Raw genomic sequence first — 16,800 nt, 5'->3', positions numbered from 1 at the left:
TCTCGCCTCCGGGACACGCTCATCGTCCGGAGGCCGTCCGCAAAGGATGACGTTCCACGACCAGTTCTTCAATCTTCGCGTGCAGCTTCGATGGCTCCGTCACCCGATCGGCCGCCGCCCCCTCGGCCTTGCGAAAACACGCCGGACGTGCCTTCGACGCCTGTCGCTTCTGGGTGTGGATCAGCGTCACCTTTGCCTTGAATTCGACGCTGCAGCGCCGCCTCTTCCCCGCTATACGGTTAGTCCTCGCTCCCCCACGAAACGTGGCTTAGCCGCATGTCCGGTATCGGGGAGCACCTCAAGCCTGAGCCCATCGACGCGACAGTGCCGCATCAGGACGCCCTGCCCGCACGCTGCAGGATCAGCTGGTCCAACATGACGCGCAGCGTGGCAAGGTCGAACGGCTTGGCGATGACGCGATCCGCGCCGGCCTGCACGATCCGGTCGTGCTCCGGCCCGTGGGTCATCGCGCTCGCCAACACGATTGCAAGGCCCTCGAAGCGGGGATCCGAGCGGAGCTGCGCGACCACCTGCGGGCCATCCGGCGCGGGCATCATGGCGTCGATCACCAGGGCGTCGAAAGACTGCGTCTCCAGGATTTCCAGCGCCTGCGCGCCGGACAACGCGAGGGTCACTTCAACGCCCTCCTCGAACCGCATCGCGATCCTCGCAAGCTGGAGGATGTCCTCCTCGTCATCAACGTAGAGCAATCTCATCAGACCTCCTCTCGCGGCGCGCCCTGTCGCCCCTCGCCCGCCCGGTCGTCGCCGCCATGAACGGCGAAACGGATCCGGAACACGGTGCCCGATGCTTCGCCAGGGGCGATTTCGCCGACGGCCCGGGTCTCGTAGCCGATGTCTCCGCCGAGGCGGGTGACGAGCTCATGGCTGATGGCAAGGCCGAGACCCGTCCCCTGCGCCCCGGCGATGCCCCCCCGATCCCGACCCGGCGCGAAACGCTCGAACAGGCGCGCGCGGAGGTCCCAGGGGATGCCGTCGCCGTCATCCGCTACTTCATACACGACCGAGCCGGCCTCCACTGCCATCGACACGCGCACCTCGCCGTTGCGGGGGCTGAACTTCACGGCATTCGAGATGAGGTTCGCGAAGACCTGCAGCAACCGGTCCCGATCCACCAGGATCGTGGGGTGCGAACCGTCGGTGACGAGGATCAACCGCACCCCGAACCCGTCGGCATAGCCCTGGAGACTGTCGACGGCGTCCTGGACGGCCTCGTCGGCTTTCACCGGCGCGACGCTCAACGACAAGCCGTCCGCATCGATCGCCTGCACGGTGAGAACGTCGTTGACCAGGTTCAAGAGCCGCTCTGCGTTGCGCTGCGACAGCTTGATGAGCGTGGCCGCGTCCGCGTCCAGCCCGGCAGCGAAATGGCGGGCGAACATATCGAGCGAGCCCTTGAGCGAGGTGAGCGGCGTGCGCAGCTCATGATTGACCGAAGCGACGAAACGAGCGCGCGCGCGCTCCAAGCGACGCTCCTGCGTAAGGTCGCGCAGGATACAGAATAGGGTGAGACGGGCGCCCGTTTCGACGCGGCTCACGGCGCAGGAAAACTCCCGCACGACCCCGTCCGGGCCGACGGCCTCGCGCGCCGCCAAGTCGCGTCGCGGGGAGCCCTGATCCTCCTCGATTTCGGGGAAAATCTCCAGCAGCCGCTCGACCGCGCTTTCCGCGTCGGCGGCGCCCAGCTGGTTCAGCGCCGCGCGGCTCGCGCGGGAGAACTCGCCGTCTGCATCGTAGATCACCACGCTGTCGCCAACACTCTCGAAGATCGCCTCGAACTCGGCACGCGCGCGGGTGGCCGCGCGCTCGTCGTTGCGGGCGCGGATCATCGCCGTGACCAGCGCAAACTGCCGATTGCGCACTGACACCGCGGACACCGCGAGTATCGCGGCCAGCGAGATGGCGAAGGCTGTGGTCACTATCGCACGAAGCTTCCAATCCGAGATCGCAGGCGCGATGTCCTGCGTGACCGAAATGCGGTAGTCTAGGTTGGGCGCCTGCGCTCCGGCCGCCAGCACTCCAGCGCCGCCCCCAAGCCCTGCCGCGCTCATCATCGCCTCGAAGATGGCGTCCTCGGAGGTCGACCGGCGCGGTGCGCGAACTTCTTCGGATAGCGAGGCGACCAGGACCCGCTCGCCCTTGTTGGTGGCGACTTCGACGGTCATCCCGGGCTCGAGGGCCAGGGTCTCGACGAACGAGCCGAAGAACCCTACGTCAAGCGATGCCGCAAGTACGCCCTTCCGCACCCCGTCAGCATCGTGCACCGGCCAGGCCAGCGGCGTGAGATAGCGCCCCGTCCCGCGCGAGATGATCGGGTCGCCGAGAACCATCGTCCCGGGCGGGGCGCTCATTGCGTCGCGGAAGTACTCGCGATCGGAGATATCGACGCCGACGATGCGGGTGGTGGTGCTCCACAGCACGACGCCCTCCAGGCCGGCGGCCACGACAGCGTCGATGGCGTCGCTGGAATCCGCGAGCGCGGTCAACATCGGCGCATGGCGACGGGAGAAGCGGATGGGGTCGTCTATCCAGCCCTTGGCCAGCTCCTCCATCTGCACCTCGATCTGGAGGCTGGCGTTCTGCACCGTGTTCGAAATCTGGATCGCGAGAAGGTCGGCCGCCCTGGCGTTGCGCTCTCCCGCTGCGCCGATGGTCTGGCGCAGATCGAAATAGGCCGACCAGCCGGCGACGCCGATGATGCCGATGCAGGCGAGCGCCACCATCCACAGCTCGATCGGCCCGCCGCGCCGGCGCGTGGCGCGGCTGCGGGCCCGACGCTCTCGGGACGGTCCGAGGCGGGGCGGCGGGAAGGACACGCGCTCAGAACCGTCGCCAGACGGCGGCCAGGGCTGCGCGTTCGACCAGGGCGTTGCGGCCCCAGACGGTGGCGAACGCGCCGACCTGCACCGACCAGGCTTCGGTCACGTCGTAGACGACACTGGCCTGCAGCTTGACGTAGTCGCTGTCGGGAAACACGCCGCGCGCCGAACCGTCGGACAGGGTCGTGAAGCTCTGCCCCAGCAGCAACCAGTCGTCGTGCGGCCGAACCCCGAAGGAGGCGTCGACGCGGATCTCGTTGGGGGGATCGTCGAAGCGGACCCGGTAGCCCGTCTGAAGCTCGGCGAATGCAGGCAGGCCGGCGGCCTTGCCGGAGCGGCCGAGCAGCAGGCGCAGGTCGGTCTCGACGTCGGTGATGCCCGCCTGGGCCGGGTCGCGGGAGTCGGTGGCGCCGGGCAGGCGGACCGAGCCCTGGCCGGAGATCACCCAGCGCTCGCCCTGCGCCAGACGCTGGCGGAGCCCCAGCTCCGTGTAGTCCAGTCCCTGATAGTCCGACGCGAAGGGGGGCGCCGTCTCGCGGCTGGTCAGCGTGGTCTGGCCGATCAGGGTGAGGTCGTCGCGCAGGCCGTATTCGACGAAGCCGGTCACCTCGATCCGGTCGAGCCCGCCGCCGCCGATCACCGTGCCGGAGCCATCGAAGGTCCGGTCGGCGTTGTTGACCACCAAGCCCAGGATCGCCTGCCCGTCGCCTTCCGGCAAGGTCCAGGCGCCGGCGAGCGCGTCGGGCGCGGGCAGCATCGAAGCCGCGAACAGCGCGGCGCACACGGCGAGTCCGCGGCGGGGAGGGAAGGCGAAGCGACCGGTCATGTCCCGTTGTATCTTTCGGCGCGAGGCGAGGCGGATGCGGCGGTCCGCACAGGTGACGAGCCGATGGCCAGAATCGCATCCGCGATCAGCGTTCCCGGCTGCTGCTCGGCGTCGCCGGCGAAAGCGAGGCCGACGCAGCCGACGCGGCCCCGCACCCCGTTGAGGGGATCCTCATCGCGCGATAGCTCGGCGAGGATCCCGCCCAGTCGATCGCGCAACGCAAAGCAGGATTCGCGATCGCCGCGCTCGGCAAGCATGACGAAGAGATCGCCCTCGTAGTGGACGAGCAGATCCCCTGCGAGCGCCGGCGCAGCGGCCAGCGCGCGCGCGACCCGTCCGGTCCGCGCGATCCGGATCTCCTCCGGTTCCGGGTCGGCGACCTCGTCCGGATCGGAGGGCGCCAGCCAGTCCGCCCGCAGGGCGAGGACCGCCAGAGGCCCGTCGGGGCGCGCCCCCCCGGCGCGGTCGATCAACCGGGCCCGCAGCACCGACTCGAAGGCGCCGCGTGACGGCAACCCGCCGGGACCGGGCGCGTCGACGCTTTCGGGCGCGCGGCGGCGCAGCTCGGCCACCTGTCGCTCCCTGGCCTGCCGGCGGTCGCGTTCGGCCTTGATCTTGAGACTGTTGCGCACGCGGGCGCGCAGCTCGACCTGCTGGAACGGCTTGGTCAGGTAGTCGTCCGCCCCCGCCAGCATCGCCTGGTCCAGCGTCTCGACGTCGGTGTCCGCGGTCAGCATGATGATCGGGGTGCCGGCATAGGCCGGCATCTGGCGCAGCGTCGCGCACAGGTCGATGCCGTCGACCCCGGGCATCATCACGTCGAGCAGCACGAGCTCCGGCGGCGGCGCCCCGCGCGCGGCCGCCTCCTGCATGGCGGCGAGAAAGGCCTCTGCGCCATCGAACAGGGCCACGTCCTCATAGCCGGCATCCGCGAGCGCCGCGCCGATCAGGAGGCGCGCAGTTTCGGAATCGTCGATCGCAACCAAGGTCACGTCGCACCTCCCATCTGCATCAGGGGAAGGGTTCGGCGACGGTAGATGCGCCAGTCCTCCTGCCGCAACACCAGTTCGTAGGTCGGCGACTCCGGCCCCAGAGCCGCGCCGAAGGCGCGCGCGACGGCGTCGGGCCGACCGGCGGGCAAGCCCTCGGCCCGGACCGCGACCCAGGCGCTTGCCGGACGGCCCCGCGCCAGCGCGCGTTCGAAGCGCGGATCGCCCGGCGTCACCACGCCGGGAGGGCCGCCCAGCGCGACGACCAGTTCCGGGCTCGCCTGGGGATCCATCATCAGGTCGTCGCGTCCGCGCAAAAAGGCCGCCACCTCCCCGACTTCGGCAAGAAGTGTGACCGGCGCGGGGGACAGCGCCGCGGCGCGCCAGGCGCTCGCTCCCGGCGCGGTGGACAGGCCAAGGGTCAGCGCTCCGCCGAAGACCCCGACCAGCGACAGGGCCAGCGCCGCGGGCGTCCGGCCGCGCTTCGTCGGCCAGTAGCGGATGGCCACGAAGGCCGCCGTCAGCATGGGGGCCAGCGCCAGCGCGAGCTCGGGCTGATAGCCATAGGCGAGATCAAGCAGCGCCGCCGCGACCACCGTCGCCGCCGTCGCGGCCATCGGCAGGGCCAGGCGGGCCGTGGCGCGCGCCGCCGCCAACGCCCCCAGGACCGCCGGCGCCACGCACAAGGCGAGGCACAGGCGCCATGCGGCGGCCTGCCAGCCCTGCAGCGCCTGGTCGGCGCCTGCCCGTCCCGGCGGCGAAAGCAACGTCTCCACCAGCCCGTCGGAGAACACGGCCCCGAGGAACAGGTAGGCGAAGGCGGCGCCGGCGACCGGGAAGAACAGCGCCACGAGATAGCCGTGGGGCGAGGAAGTCAGCAGGCTCGGCCGCGCGGCGACGGAGGCGAAGGGAAAGGCCGCCAGCACGAGCATCATGCCATAGCGATGGGAGAAGGCCAGGATCAGCAGCCCCAGCGCGAAGCGCATCATGTCGTGCGCCGACCCGCTGAGCCGCAGGCTGAAGAAACCCCGCCCCACGGTCCAGACCCCGATCACCAGCAGCACCTGCGCCGGCCCTTCTGCCACGCAACGTAGGAACAGGGGGTTGAGGACCAGCAGCGCCACGATCGCCAGCGAGGCGAGCCTGCCCACGTCGCCCCGCTCCCGCAGGTCGGCCCGCCAGGTCGCCGCCATCAGCCCGCCCAGCAGGCAGGAGACAAGCACCGGCGGCGGCGGTCCCGCAGGCACAAACGTCTGCACCGCCAGGGTCAGCAGGAACGGCAGGGGAGGATAGAAGCTCTGCCCCTGCTGCAGCAGAAAGCCCTCGTGGTCCAGCAGCAGGGCCCGCGACCACAGCTCCAGCGTCTCCCGCGAGAGGAAGCCGCCGCCCTCGACCCAGGCGCAGGCCGCCAGAAGCAGGCCAGAGAACCCGGCGACAACGCCCAGAAAAACCAGCGTACGCACCGGGTTCATGCCGCCGCCTCCGCATCGGCGATTTCCTCGGCGGTGCGCTTGGACAGGCCGTGCTGGGTCTTCTCCCAGTAGAACGGGTTCCAGATCAGCTGCCCCAGCGCCTTGTAGGAGGCGATGGTCATCAGCACCCAGTAGCCCACGACCGTCATCCCCCAGGGCGCCAGCCCCACCCAGCGCCGCCGGAACGGCGCCACCATGGTCAGGTAGATCAGCAGCCCGTTTCCGGCCAGCAGGTTCAGCAGGCTGATGTAGAGGATCACCGGAGGGAACAGCTGCTCGAACATCTCGGCGCCGATGATCAGCCAAAGCGCGAAGATTCCCCAGAAGAACGGGTTCACCACCCCCGACAGGCAGGTGCCGCCGATGAAGAACACGAAGCCCAGCACTCCCAGCGGTCCGATCGAGCGCACCAGGTGCAGCGGCCGGCGGGTGTGGACCAGGAAGGTCTGCATGTAGCCCTTGATCCAGCGCGAGCGCTGCCGGATCCAGTTGGGGATCGAGACGTTGGCCTCCTCGAAGGTGGTCGAGTCGATCACCCGCACCCGGTAGCCCTTCTGGGTCAGGCGGATGCCCAGATCGGCGTCCTCGGTGACGTTGAACGGGTCCCAGGCGCGCAGCTCGCGCAGCACGTCCATGCGGAAATGGTTCGAGGTGCCCCCCAGCGGGATCGGCACGCCCAGCCGCTCGAGCCCCGGGAGCATCAGGTCGAACCACAGCGAGTAATCCAGCGTGAACATCCGCGTCAGCCAGTTCTCGTCGCTGTTGTAGTAGTTCAGGCGGCACTGCACGCAGGCGGTGTTGGGCGGCGACTGGCGGAAGGCGGCCAGCACCTTCTTGAGCTGGTCGGGCTCGGGCTTGTCCTCGGCGTCGAAGATCACCAGGAACTCGCCGCGGGCGAACTGGAGCGCGTAGTTGCAGGCCTTGGGCTTGGTCTGCGGCTGCGAGGCAGGCACGCGGATGATCTCGAACACCCCCTCGAGCCCCAACGCCCGGGCGGCGTCGATGGTCTCGTGGTCGCCTTCCTCGAGCACGATCTTGATGTCGAGCCGGGCGATCGGATAGTCGAGCCGCCGCAGCGCCGCCGTCAGGATCGGCAGCACCTCGGGTTCGCGGAACATCGGCACCAGCACGGTGTAGACCGGCAGGTCGTCGTCGCGCATCAGCCGGGCCTCGGCCTCGATCGCGGTCGAGGCGCGGGCCTGCGCCTCGCCGCCCAGCCAGACCAGCAGCGCCTTGAACACGAAGTTGCCGAGGTAGAACACCGACATCAGCGCGTTCAACGCGATCAGCGTGGCCCAGGGCGCCAGCCAGAAGCCCAGCGCCAGCAGCGTGACCAGCAGCCAGATCGCCAGAACCTGGCCGGGCACGATCACCCGCTGCGCCGACATCTGTGGGTCGCTCTCGGCCAGGTCGAACACCGCGCGGTGGGACTGGCGGTCGCGGTGCACCCGTTGGATCGCCCAGATCACGTCGAACTTGCTCGCCACCACGAAGCGGATCGCGCGCCCGTAGCGCCGGCGCGAAGCCGAGACCGCCCGCGGGCCGGGAAGCGCGGTGGCTAGTACCGTTACCCCGTTCTCCACCCGCCAGGGCACAGTCAGCTCTTCGGCCATCTCGTTGGGATCGATGCCGGCCAGCAGTGCCGGATCGCAGGGCTCGGCCATGAGGTCGACGCAGGCGAGGCCGAAATGCCGCGACAGCATCTCGTAAAGGCGATCCGGCTCGATCCAGCGCCGCGCCAGCAGCACGTCGAGCAGCCCCACCCGCCAGGCCCCGGCGGACTCGACGGCCTCGTCGAGTTGCTCGATCGTCAGCAGCCCGCGCTCCAGCAGCAGGTCCCCGAAAGCCTCGTCGGAGTAGGAGAGCGCCATCGACTCCGCCTCACTCGCGCTTGCGGCTGCTGGCGTAGAGACGCCGGATGATCAGCACCGCGACGACCGTAGCCAGCGCCCATGCGGCCAGGATCAGCCAGCCGTAGTAGCGTTTCGCCAGACGCAGCGGGTCGAACACGTCGGGATAGCTGATGCGCAACAGGTCCCGCCGGTCGCTGGCCAGCGACAGGGCCGTGCCCCCCGCGTCGAGAAAGGCGATGTCGCCGCGATCGAGCGCCACGACGTCGCCCTCGCCCGGCGGCTCGCCGGCGCCGGGGCGGATCCACACGCCCGCCGTCTCGCCCACCCGCACCAGCTGCACGACGTCCGCCTGGTCGATGGCGGCCTGTTCCAGCCAGGGCCGACCGTCCGGCATTGCCAGGCTGGCCCGACCGCGATCGAAGACCAGCGGCGGGGAGGACCCCTCCGGCGCCGAGGCGGAGAGCTGCAGGAAGGGCAGTTGCGGCGCCTCCGGCAGGGCGTCCGCCACCTGCACCGGCGCATCCGCGGCGCCAAGCGCGGCGAAGACCGGCGCCAGATGCGCCAGCGCCCGCTCCGCGTCGAAGCCCAGCGCCGGGTCGATGGCCAGGATCGCGCCGTTGCGGAAGGCGGGGATCAGCTGGTGGAACTCGCGCGCGGGCTCCGCCGCGGCCAGCAGGATCGCGCTGGACGGCAGAAGCTGCGCGGGAAAGCCGGTCGGGCGGATCAGGCAGTCGCCGCCCGTTGCGCGCCGCTGCACCGCGACGCGCACCTGATTGGAGCGGCCGACGAGCCCCTCGGGAAGATCCACTACCAGGCGGGTCCGTTCGCCCCCCTCGGTGGAGGTCGAGCCCAGCAGCAGGTCGTTCACGAAAGCGCTGATCACCAGGCCGGAGCCTTCAGGGTCCGGCGCCACAGCCATGTCGATCTGCACGGCGGCGGGGCGGCGTCCGGCCGGCATGTCCGCCATCTCGAACCCGGCCTCGAAGAAGGAGCGTTCGACCACGTAGTCGATCGAGGCCGCGCCGGCCGGGATCAGCGGGACCTGGTCGGCATCGCCCTCGCGCACGGCCGCCCGGTCGAGCGACAGCCCCCCGCCGGCCGCAACCGAAGCAAGCGGCGCCAGCCCTTCGGACAACGCGCCGACGGCGTCCTGCACCGCAGGACCGCTCACGACCAGCGCCGGCCGGCCGTCGCGCGGTTCGGCCCGCAGGGTGGCGCCGGCCTGTCCGCCGGCGCCGGCGACGACGAACAGGCCGCGCGCCCAGGCGCCTTCGTCGGCCGTCTCCGACGGGGCGGAGCCGGTCCCCACCCAGGCCCGCCCGGCGTCCGCCCGGTAAAACGCCGCCGCCCGAAGCGCTGCCGCCAGCATCTCGTCGCTGACCGGGCCCTCCGGCTCGAGCGTGATGCCGACCTTCGATGGAAAAAGCGCAACCGCGTCGGCGACCCCGAGTTCGTCGGCTTGCGAGAAGCTCAATTCGAGTGCCGTCCGCGGCTCGATGTGGAGATAGTCTCCGGCGGCGCGCTCATCCATGCAGCGGTACTCGCTGATCGCGCCGCCATAGCGAAAGCCCAGCTTCACGAAGCCGTCGCGGCGAGCCTCCGCCGGGACGTCGACCACGATCTCCCGGGCCTCGTCGCCCCCGCTCAACGTGACCACCCGCTGGACCCGGTCGTCGACGAGCAGGGACAGGTGCCGATCGCTCCGCAGCGCGGCGGCCTGCCGCAGGTGCAGACGCAGCTTCATGGCGCGGACCGGCGCGTTGCGCGGAACCGGGATGAAGACCTCGCGGTAGCCGCTCAGCATCGAGAACTCGAACCCCGCCTCGAAGCCCAGTTCGCGCAGCGTGACTGCGCGCAGAAAACCATCGGGCCCGACCTGGGATCCGACGGCGATCGTCGGCTGGGCCGGAGCGGTCGGGGACGCGTTCTGCTGAGCGGCGACGGGCGCCGCGAGGATCAGCGCGGCGCCAGCCGCCCATGCGGAAAGTCTCGCCATCAGGTCCCTTCGCTCGTTTCGGCGAGCGCGCGTCGAAGCTCGCTCAGGCCTCTAGTAAAAAGCTCATGTTCGCGCGGTGTCATCGCCCGGCCGCCCGCGGGTGCAGGGCCGAAGACGCTCAGGATCTCTCGGGCTATGGAAGCGGATTCCGGGAGGTCGAGCATGCCGGCGGTGCCGACGAACTGATGCAGCTCGTGTCGTAGTTCCTGGGTCAGCGCGCCCTCTGGATTGCTCATCGCCGTCGCCAGGATCCCGTCGATGCGTTCCGGCCCCTGTCGCAGGAACCTGGCACGAAGGCGCTTCTTTTCTTCCTCGAAGCTCAAACGCGCCTCCAAGTGACTGACGCAGGTCGTCGACGGCAACGGATCGATCATTAGCACCTTCCGCCCAATGCCTTACTCCGTGATCGCGGGCACGGCGGAGGCAGGCCAAGATTCCTTCCTGACCTGTCGTAGCTGGGCAACAGAGCCCACGTCGTGGCTGCCATCACGTGGTTGGTCGCGCTGGCTAGGGCGTGTTGACAAAGTTCCTTATCCAGAGGCGGATCAAGGCGATCTGGGCGAAGCCGAGGTAGCTGTCCGCGGTCTTGTCGTAGCGGGTGGCGACGCGGCGGGCGTTCTTGAGGCGGTTGAAGCACCGCTCAATGCGGTTGCGCGGGGCGTAGATATGGGCGTCGACGATGTCGCGGACTCTGCGGGTTTTGCGGGCCGGCATCACGGCGACGCCGCCTCTGGCTTCCATGTCCTGGCGGATCGCATCGGAATCGTAGCCCCGGTCAGCCAGCGGCACGCGGGCGGGCGGCCCGTTCGCCGCCAACGGGGGTGCATAGCCGCGATGGTCGGAGCCCTGGCCGCTGCTTTGATCCCCGACAGCTGGACCGAGGGAAGCTAAAAAAAGCCGGCCGGCGGGCTGACGTAAAGGCGCCGCGTCACAGGCCATCGCTCCGACGGTCGGACGTCAATCCGGAAACACTTTGCTCATCAAATTCAGCAGGCGCTCGTCATGCGCGATGTCGGCCTCGATCAGGTCGCGGTCCGGATGGTCCGGATCGTCCTCAAGCATGCGCCTGAGCTCGACGACCTCGTCCTCGAACATCCGCCTGCGCGCCCGCAGCCAGTCCCAGTCCGGATTCTCCTCCGCCGTCATCGGCCCGCGCACCTGGACCTGCCCGGTGCGCATGTCGACGACGATGTCGTCGGGATGCGGGATCGGGTCCGGCGCCGAGATGCCGAGCGCCCTGCGCCGCTCCAGCTCGCGGGTCCAATCAGCCTTGTAGCTGATTGCCGTCTCCAGCCACTCGTCATGCAGCCGCTTGTTCCCCCGCTCGGTGGCCGCGAGCAGCTCGGTAAACAGCTCCTGCGCCCGGGTCTTTCCCTTCGCGGCGTTCACCGCCAGAGAGCGGACCACCGCCTGCGCGATCGGAACCGTCACGCTGCGCTCGCCGTCGCGCACCGACACCGTCCGGTAGGCCTCGTCGAGGATGATGTCCTTCAGCCTCTCCTCATGAAGCGCCGGCCGGTTGCGCGACCCCGTCGGCCGCCCCTTCGGGTTGCCGGAGACACCGGGCCGGAAGCGGCTCTTCGCCGGCGCTTTCGCGTAGCCCACCTCTTAGCCGGCCTCCGGGCGGTTCGCCCGGAGCGCCTTGCGGTCTTTGTCGTCGTTCCGGCTCATTCGGCGGCCTCCGCGAAGGCGGCGCCGGGCCAGCCGCAGACCACGCGTTCGGCGTCATCCTTCGCGTAGGCCTCCCAGCGCCGGAGGATCCGGTCGCAGTAGACCGGGTCCAGCTCGCAAAGGAACGCCCGCCGGCCGGTCTTCTCGGCCGCGATCAGCGTCGAGCCGGAACCGCCGAACAGGTCCAGCACAATCTACCCGCGCCCGGAGACGTCCTTGATCGCGTCGGCGATCATCTGCACCGGCTTCACTGTCGGGAGCAGCGCGAGCTCTTCTATGCGCCCTGCCCGCATCGTGTTCACGCCGCGGTATTCCCAGACGTTGGTGCGGTAGCGCCCATGCTGGCCGAGCTCGAAGGCGTTCACATGCGGCGCCGTTCCGACCTTGAAGGCGAAGATCAGCTCGTGGCGGGAGCGGTAGAAGCTGCCCATGCCGCCGTTGTCCTTCGCCCAGACGACCAGGTTCTTCAGCTCCGAGTAGGCCCCCTGCCCCGCCGCCATCACCTCCTGCATGTGGCGCCAGTCCATGCAGATGAAATGGATGGCGCCGTCGAGACTGTGATCCGCGAGGTTGCGGAAGGTGGTCCCGAGGAAGGCGGTGAACTCGGCCGGGCTCATCTCGCCCGAGGCCATCGCGAACTCCCGGTGCTTCGTCTTGCCCAGGCCGCCGACATGACCGTCGATCGGCACGTTGTAGGGCGGGTCCGTGAACACCATCCGCGCCCGCTCGCCACCCATCAGCAGGTTCACCACCTCCCGGTCCAGAGCGTCCCCGCAGACCAGCCGGTGCTCGCCGAGCACCCAGACGTCCCCCGGCCGGCACCGCCGCGGCCCGTCCGCGACGGGAGCGTCGTCGGCCGGATCGCCCGGCTCCTCCGGCGTCAGCCCCTCGACCAGCGAGTCGATCTCGGGGGTCGAGAAACCTGTGAGGCTGACGTCGAACTGAAGGTCCTGCAGGGCGCCCAGCTCCTCGGCCAGCGGTTCGTCGTCCCAGCCCGCGTTCAGGGCCAGCTTGTTGTCCGTCAGCACGTAGGCGCGCTTCTGCGCCTCGCTCATTTCCGACAGCAGCCGGCAGGGGACGGTCTCCAGCCCCAGCAGCTTCGCCGCCTCCACCCGGCCGTGGCCGGCGAGGATGTTGAGGTCTTCGTCGATCTGCACCGGGTTGGTGAAGCCGAACTCGCGGATGCTGTCCGCGATCTGGCGGAGCTGCTTCTTCGAGTGCTTGCGCGCGTTGCGCGCCCAGGTCCGGAGCCGGTCGGGGGGAATGAGGCGCAGAGCCTCGTCCTGCGCGCGGGTCAGACTCCGCGCCGCAAGCGTTACACCATCGCACATGAGCTGGGGCATTTCCTCAACGAGCGACACCGTCCGGTGGATGGAGTTCGCTTCGCCTGCACGGCGCAGGACATGCGGTCCCCGGTGCGGGAGGGGGTCCGCCTGCGCCAGGAGCGCGAGGCGAACGCCTTCGCCATCGAGGTGCTCACGCCGCGCAGGCTTCTCGGTCGGCATCTCAAGCTCTCCGCCGACCTGGAGCACGTGCTGAAGATGTCAGATCGTTTCGACGTGAGCCGCGCCGCCGCCGCCCGCCGGTACGTGGCGCTTCACGAGGCGACGCTGGCGGTGATCTTCTCTCGCGACGGCCGGGTCCTCTACATCGACAAGGACGAGGCGTTTCCCCGGACGGCGGCCTGGAAAGGCGACGCGATCGGCCACCTGCTTCCCCAGCCCGGCCGCGAGCCGCTGAGCGGCATGGACCAGGTCGAGGCGGAGGACTGGATCGCCGGCTGGTTCCCCGGCGAGGTCTTCGCCCAGACCCTTCGTCAGGCGGACGGCCACGCGATGACCTTGCTGCTGGCGGAGCCCCGGGACCGCGGAGACGGGTGAGCCGGCCGGCTTCCCCGGGCTCCCTGTTCCGGCGCCGAACTTCCCTGTTCCGCCCCTGAGAATTCCCTGATCGCCTGGATTCAATTCCCTGTTCCGCGGAACAGGGAAATCGCCTGCACGCCCTTGCGAATGGGCGGGTTTCCGCGACGGCTTCCGCTCGGAGCGCACGAAACCGCATGGATTTCCCTGTAAGTTCCCTGTTCTTGACCCAGAGCAGGGTTCGGGCGGGACTGCGTCCACCACCACGCAGCCCTTCTCAAAACCACCGATCCTGCCTCGTCTCGGAAGTCTCCGACATTTCCGAGGGTTAGCTTCCCGTAGGCGCGCTAGAACCTCACGAGAGCACCGAAATCGGAGCGGAAACGCCCCGCGAAGGGGCGTTTGCTCTGCGGCCGAGTTTCAGGTGAGGTCTTGAGGCCGGCGCCTCGGGGCGCAGGCACCTAGTCCGGACGAGACTAGAAGCCCAGAAGGCGGCGCTGCTCGGTCCAGTCGAGCGGGAGGCCCGGAAGTCGGCGAAGCGCGCTGGCGGTCAGCGTCTCGGGCTGATCCCCGTTCACGATCGCCTCCGAGATGTCCGGCGCCAGGAAGGCCAGCGGCAGGATGCGGCTGACCGATCCCTTCCGGCCACCCTCCCGCCGTTCGATCTCACCAACCGAGGCGGTCGCGCCCGAGAGCAGCTCGCCTGCCCATCGCCGCGCATCGGCGACCATCGCGATCAACTCCAAATCCGGCCTCCGCTCGCGTCGGTCGAGCCCGATCACGATGGGCTTCGCCCGGCCGGCCTGGCGGGACCGCAGCGGCGCCTGGATGCGAATCGGTTCGCCGGGCGCGTCGGCAACGAGATCGCCAGAGAAGGCGACGGGCCTGACCATGATCGTCAGCGCGCCGCGCCCCAATGCGATCCGCTCGACCAGGTCGAGCAGCGGCGCGATACGATCATCCGGCTGCACCGCGAGCGTCCTCGCACGCTTCAGCGCTTCGGCGATGCCTGTCGGCGGCACGCCAGCCTGATGCAGGTCCGCGGCGAGCCGATCTTCGTCGCCGAGATGGGCTTTGAGGGTGCGCCACACGAAGCTCTCCAGCTCGCCGGCCGGCATCCGCATCGCCGGCGCATCCCCATCCGGTCGAGACGCGTAGTACCAGTAGCGCTTGCGCACGACGCCCTGCCCTGCCTTCACCGACCGCGACGCATGCGTCGGCTTCGTCGCGCGGCCCCGCGCATCGAACAGCAGCCCGTCGAGCGGCCGCGCCGATGAGCGAGACGAGCTGGATCGCTTTCCGCCGCCGTTGTCGTCCAACGCCCGTTGCACCGCGTCCCAGGTGTCGCGGTCCAGGATCGCATCGTGCATCCCCGGATGCCGCTCGCCCTTGTGCCGCGTCTCGCCGACGTAGACCGGGTTGCGCAGCAGCTCGTGGAGCGCCCCACGCGAGATCGGCTTGCCGCCCGAGCCGTTCGCCCGCCGCTTGCTGACCACGCCGTCGGCATCCAGCTCCGCCTTCAGCGCCCGGACGCAACCGAGATCGAGATAGCGGCGGAAGATCGTCCGCACCGTCTCCGCCTCGGCCGCGTTGACCGCCAGCGCCCGGTCCTTCACATCGTAGCCCAGCGGCGGCAGCCCGCCCATCCACATGCCCTTGCGCTTCGAGGCCGCGATCTTGTCCCGGATCCGTTCCGCCGTGACCTCCCGCTCGAACTGCGCGAAGGACAGCAGAACGTTCAGCGTCAATCGCCCCATCGAGCTGGTGGTGTTGAACGCCTGGGTCACCGAGACGAAGGACACGCCCGCCGCGTCGAAGATCTCCACGATCTTGGCGAAGTCCGACAGCGCCCGCGTCAGCCGGTCCACCTTGTAGACCACGACGGTATCGATCCGCTCGGCGCGGACATCGTCGAGCAGGCGCTGGAGCCCCGGCCGGTTCATGGTCCCGCCTGAGATGCCGCCATCGTCGTAGCGTTCCGGCACCTCGCGCCAGCCCTCGTGCCGCTGGCTGAGCACATAGGCGGCGCAGGCCTCCCGCTGCGCCTCCAGCGAGTTGAAGCCCTGGTCGAGCCCCTCCTCGGAGGACTTGCGGGTGTAGATGGCGCAGCGCTTCAGGCTCATCGGCCGGGCTCCTCGCGCAGGCCGAAGAAGGCGGGCCCGTTGCGCCGCGTGCCGGTGATGGCGCGGGCCACCGCGGAGAGGGAGGCGTAGCGCCGCCCCCTCCATTCTACGACGTCCGCCGTCGCCGCCACCTCGTGCGTCTCGCCGCGCCAGAGCTTGATCAGCCGCGCGCCGGCTCAGGCTCGGCATTCAGCGCCGGCGGCTTCCCGGCCTCCGCAGGCTCGGTCGGCATCGGCGCGGTCACCGGCGGCTGATCGTCGACGCCCTCCGAGGCGTGCGCCGGCAGGAGCATGAAGTCCGGTCGCGCGGAGGCGGCGGAGAGCAGCACCGGCTGCAGGTCGGTGAGCTTGATCCCGGTCATCGTCGCGGTCTCCCGGCGAGGCCCGCTCCCGATGCCCGGGCCTCCCACCGCGCAGAGGCCCCGGCGAAGGCGCCGAGACGGTCGCGGCAGGTCAGGCCCTGCGTCGCGACGTCGACGCCACCGCTTCCTGTGCGGGGGCAGTCCGTGCGAATTCGACCTGCGTCGGCGCGAAACCCGCTTCGGAGGCGGAACAGCGGAACCACTGCGCCAGGCGCCCCGAAATCCTGGCACTGCAAGCGGTCCACCGCCAGGACCAGCCCGCGATAGCGGTCGTTCGCTGCGACCGACACCGACTAGCATCCTGGGCGGGAAGCGGAACCTCGCCGCACTATCGACGAACGACCGCTTCCGGCCGTTGACCCACTGGTTTCGCCGCGGGGCGGCCGGCGCCGGGCGACTGGGCGTTGACCCTGGCGGGGCTCCGACCCGACCATTCTGCACGTCGTATGAGCTCAATGAACCTGCGCGCCGTCATGGCGGATCTGCGTCGGGCGCGGCGGGACCGAGCCGCCGCGCCCGGGCAGGAGGCCGGGTCAGGCCAGCGCGCGGACGAAGGCCAGCAGGTCGGGGTTCACGACCTCGGCATGGGTCGTGCACATGCCATGGGGGAAACCCTTGTAGACCTTCAGTTCCGAGGCCTGCAGCAGGTCGGCCGACAGCAGCGCCGAGTCGGCGATCGGCACGATCTGGTCGTCGTCGCCATGCATCACCAGCGCGGGGACCGAGACGGCGCGGAGATCCTCGGTGAAATCGGTCTCCGAAAAGGCCTTGATGCCGTCGTAATGGGCCTTGGCGCCGCCCATCATGCCCT

The 16,800-nt window shown here is 69.8% G+C and carries 16 protein-coding genes and 1 pseudogene; 1 reads left to right on the top strand and 16 read right to left on the bottom strand.

The window, feature by feature from the left end:
• Positions 1-19 precede the first annotated feature (19 nt).
• The 12 genes and pseudogenes from AAC134_RS11520 to AAC134_RS11465 all read right to left on the bottom strand — a co-directional run bounded on the left by AAC134_RS11520 (position 20) and on the right by AAC134_RS11465 (position 12,977).
• The gene (locus AAC134_RS11520; protein WP_339949239.1) at positions 20-190 is read right to left on the bottom strand and encodes a hypothetical protein; all 171 of its coding nucleotides are present in this window, start codon (positions 188-190) and stop codon (positions 20-22) included.
• A 142-nt stretch (positions 191-332) separates the two neighbouring features.
• Complete coding sequence (locus tag AAC134_RS11515; RefSeq protein ID WP_339949238.1) at positions 333-716, bottom strand: response regulator; 384 nt, start codon at positions 714-716, stop codon at positions 333-335.
• Positions 716-2,743, bottom strand: a complete 2,028-nt coding sequence (locus tag AAC134_RS11510) for an ATP-binding protein (protein WP_339949237.1) — start codon at positions 2,741-2,743, stop codon at positions 716-718. Before AAC134_RS11510 ends, AAC134_RS11515 begins: the two co-directional genes overlap by 1 nt.
• Before the next feature lie 97 nt (positions 2,744-2,840).
• The gene (locus AAC134_RS11505; RefSeq protein ID WP_339949236.1) at positions 2,841-3,665 is read right to left on the bottom strand and encodes a hypothetical protein; all 825 of its coding nucleotides are present in this window, start codon (positions 3,663-3,665) and stop codon (positions 2,841-2,843) included.
• Positions 3,662-4,657 carry a response regulator gene (locus AAC134_RS11500; RefSeq protein WP_339949235.1) on the bottom strand — a complete coding sequence of 332 codons (996 nt, stop codon included), beginning with the start codon at positions 4,655-4,657 and terminating at the stop codon, positions 3,662-3,664. The genes AAC134_RS11505 and AAC134_RS11500 overlap by 4 nt, the downstream gene beginning before the upstream one ends.
• On the bottom strand, positions 4,654-6,126 hold the full coding sequence (locus tag AAC134_RS11495) for a hypothetical protein (RefSeq protein ID WP_339949234.1): 1,473 nt from the start codon (positions 6,124-6,126) through the stop codon (positions 4,654-4,656). The genes AAC134_RS11500 and AAC134_RS11495 overlap by 4 nt, the downstream gene beginning before the upstream one ends.
• Positions 6,123-7,997, bottom strand: a complete 1,875-nt coding sequence (locus AAC134_RS11490) for a glycosyltransferase family 2 protein (protein ID WP_339949233.1) — start codon at positions 7,995-7,997, stop codon at positions 6,123-6,125. The genes AAC134_RS11495 and AAC134_RS11490 overlap by 4 nt, the downstream gene beginning before the upstream one ends.
• Positions 7,998-8,007: 10 nt before the next feature.
• Complete coding sequence (locus AAC134_RS11485; protein ID WP_339949232.1) at positions 8,008-9,975, bottom strand: cellulose biosynthesis cyclic di-GMP-binding regulatory protein BcsB; 1,968 nt, start codon at positions 9,973-9,975, stop codon at positions 8,008-8,010.
• Positions 9,975-10,349: an Hpt domain-containing protein gene (locus AAC134_RS11480; RefSeq protein WP_339949231.1), complete on the bottom strand. Its 375-nt coding sequence runs from the start codon at positions 10,347-10,349 to the stop codon at positions 9,975-9,977. Before AAC134_RS11480 ends, AAC134_RS11485 begins: the two co-directional genes overlap by 1 nt.
• Before the next feature lie 133 nt (positions 10,350-10,482).
• Entirely contained in the window at positions 10,483-10,914 is a 432-nt protein-coding gene (locus AAC134_RS11475) for a transposase (RefSeq protein ID WP_339949230.1), read from the bottom strand.
• A gap of 18 nt (positions 10,915-10,932) precedes the next feature.
• Positions 10,933-11,580 carry a DUF5681 domain-containing protein gene (locus AAC134_RS11470; protein ID WP_339949229.1) on the bottom strand — a complete coding sequence of 216 codons (648 nt, stop codon included), beginning with the start codon at positions 11,578-11,580 and terminating at the stop codon, positions 10,933-10,935.
• A 62-nt stretch (positions 11,581-11,642) separates the two neighbouring features.
• A pseudogene (locus tag AAC134_RS11465) lies at positions 11,643-12,977 on the bottom strand (DNA methyltransferase).
• Between AAC134_RS11465 and AAC134_RS11460 the strand changes: the two are divergent.
• Positions 12,864-13,526 carry an ImmA/IrrE family metallo-endopeptidase gene (locus AAC134_RS11460; protein ID WP_339949228.1) on the top strand — a complete coding sequence of 221 codons (663 nt, stop codon included), beginning with the start codon at positions 12,864-12,866 and terminating at the stop codon, positions 13,524-13,526. The pseudogene AAC134_RS11465 and the gene AAC134_RS11460 sit on opposite strands and share 114 nt — an antisense overlap.
• Before the next feature lie 455 nt (positions 13,527-13,981).
• Here AAC134_RS11460 and AAC134_RS11455 read toward each other — a convergent pair whose 3' ends face one another.
• The 4 genes from AAC134_RS11455 to AAC134_RS11440 form a co-directional block, all read right to left on the bottom strand.
• A complete protein-coding gene (locus tag AAC134_RS11455) occupies positions 13,982-15,628 on the bottom strand; it encodes a recombinase family protein (RefSeq protein WP_339949227.1) in 1,647 nt (548 codons plus the stop codon).
• Entirely contained in the window at positions 15,625-15,759 is a 135-nt protein-coding gene (locus AAC134_RS11450) for a DUF2924 domain-containing protein (RefSeq protein WP_339949226.1), read from the bottom strand. Before AAC134_RS11450 ends, AAC134_RS11455 begins: the two co-directional genes overlap by 4 nt.
• A 29-nt stretch (positions 15,760-15,788) precedes the next feature.
• The gene (locus AAC134_RS11445) at positions 15,789-15,989 is read right to left on the bottom strand and encodes a hypothetical protein (protein ID WP_339949225.1); all 201 of its coding nucleotides are present in this window, start codon (positions 15,987-15,989) and stop codon (positions 15,789-15,791) included.
• 533 nt (positions 15,990-16,522) lie between these two features.
• On the bottom strand, positions 16,523-16,800 hold a 278-nt coding region (locus AAC134_RS11440; RefSeq protein ID WP_339949224.1), incomplete at its 5' end, for an alpha/beta hydrolase.

The organism is uncultured Albimonas sp. (genome assembly GCF_963977235.1).
In the GTDB taxonomy this organism is placed as follows: Bacteria; Pseudomonadota; Alphaproteobacteria; order Rhodobacterales; family Rhodobacteraceae; genus Albimonas.
This window is presented reverse-complemented; position numbering and strand designations above follow the sequence as displayed.

Excerpts from the sequence above, each read along its gene's own strand:
- AAC134_RS11455 (WP_339949227.1), bottom strand. The coding sequence starts at position 15,628 with ATGAGCCTGAAGCGCTGCGCCATCTACACCCGCAAGTCCTCCGAGGAG.
- AAC134_RS11480 (WP_339949231.1), bottom strand. The coding sequence starts at position 10,349 with ATGATCGATCCGTTGCCGTCGACGACCTGCGTCAGTCACTTGGAGGCG.
- AAC134_RS11485 (WP_339949232.1), bottom strand. The coding sequence starts at position 9,975 with ATGGCGAGACTTTCCGCATGGGCGGCTGGCGCCGCGCTGATCCTCGCG.
- AAC134_RS11515 (WP_339949238.1), bottom strand. The coding sequence starts at position 716 with ATGAGATTGCTCTACGTTGATGACGAGGAGGACATCCTCCAGCTTGCG.
- AAC134_RS11510 (WP_339949237.1), bottom strand. The coding sequence starts at position 2,743 with ATGGTGGCGCTCGCCTGCATCGGCATCATCGGCGTCGCCGGCTGGTCG.
- AAC134_RS11490 (WP_339949233.1), bottom strand. The coding sequence starts at position 7,997 with ATGGCGCTCTCCTACTCCGACGAGGCTTTCGGGGACCTGCTGCTGGAG.
- AAC134_RS11495 (WP_339949234.1), bottom strand. The coding sequence starts at position 6,126 with ATGAACCCGGTGCGTACGCTGGTTTTTCTGGGCGTTGTCGCCGGGTTC.
- AAC134_RS11445 (WP_339949225.1), bottom strand. The coding sequence starts at position 15,989 with ATGACCGGGATCAAGCTCACCGACCTGCAGCCGGTGCTGCTCTCCGCC.
- AAC134_RS11475 (WP_339949230.1), bottom strand. The coding sequence starts at position 10,914 with ATGGCCTGTGACGCGGCGCCTTTACGTCAGCCCGCCGGCCGGCTTTTT.
- AAC134_RS11505 (WP_339949236.1), bottom strand. The coding sequence starts at position 3,665 with ATGACCGGTCGCTTCGCCTTCCCTCCCCGCCGCGGACTCGCCGTGTGC.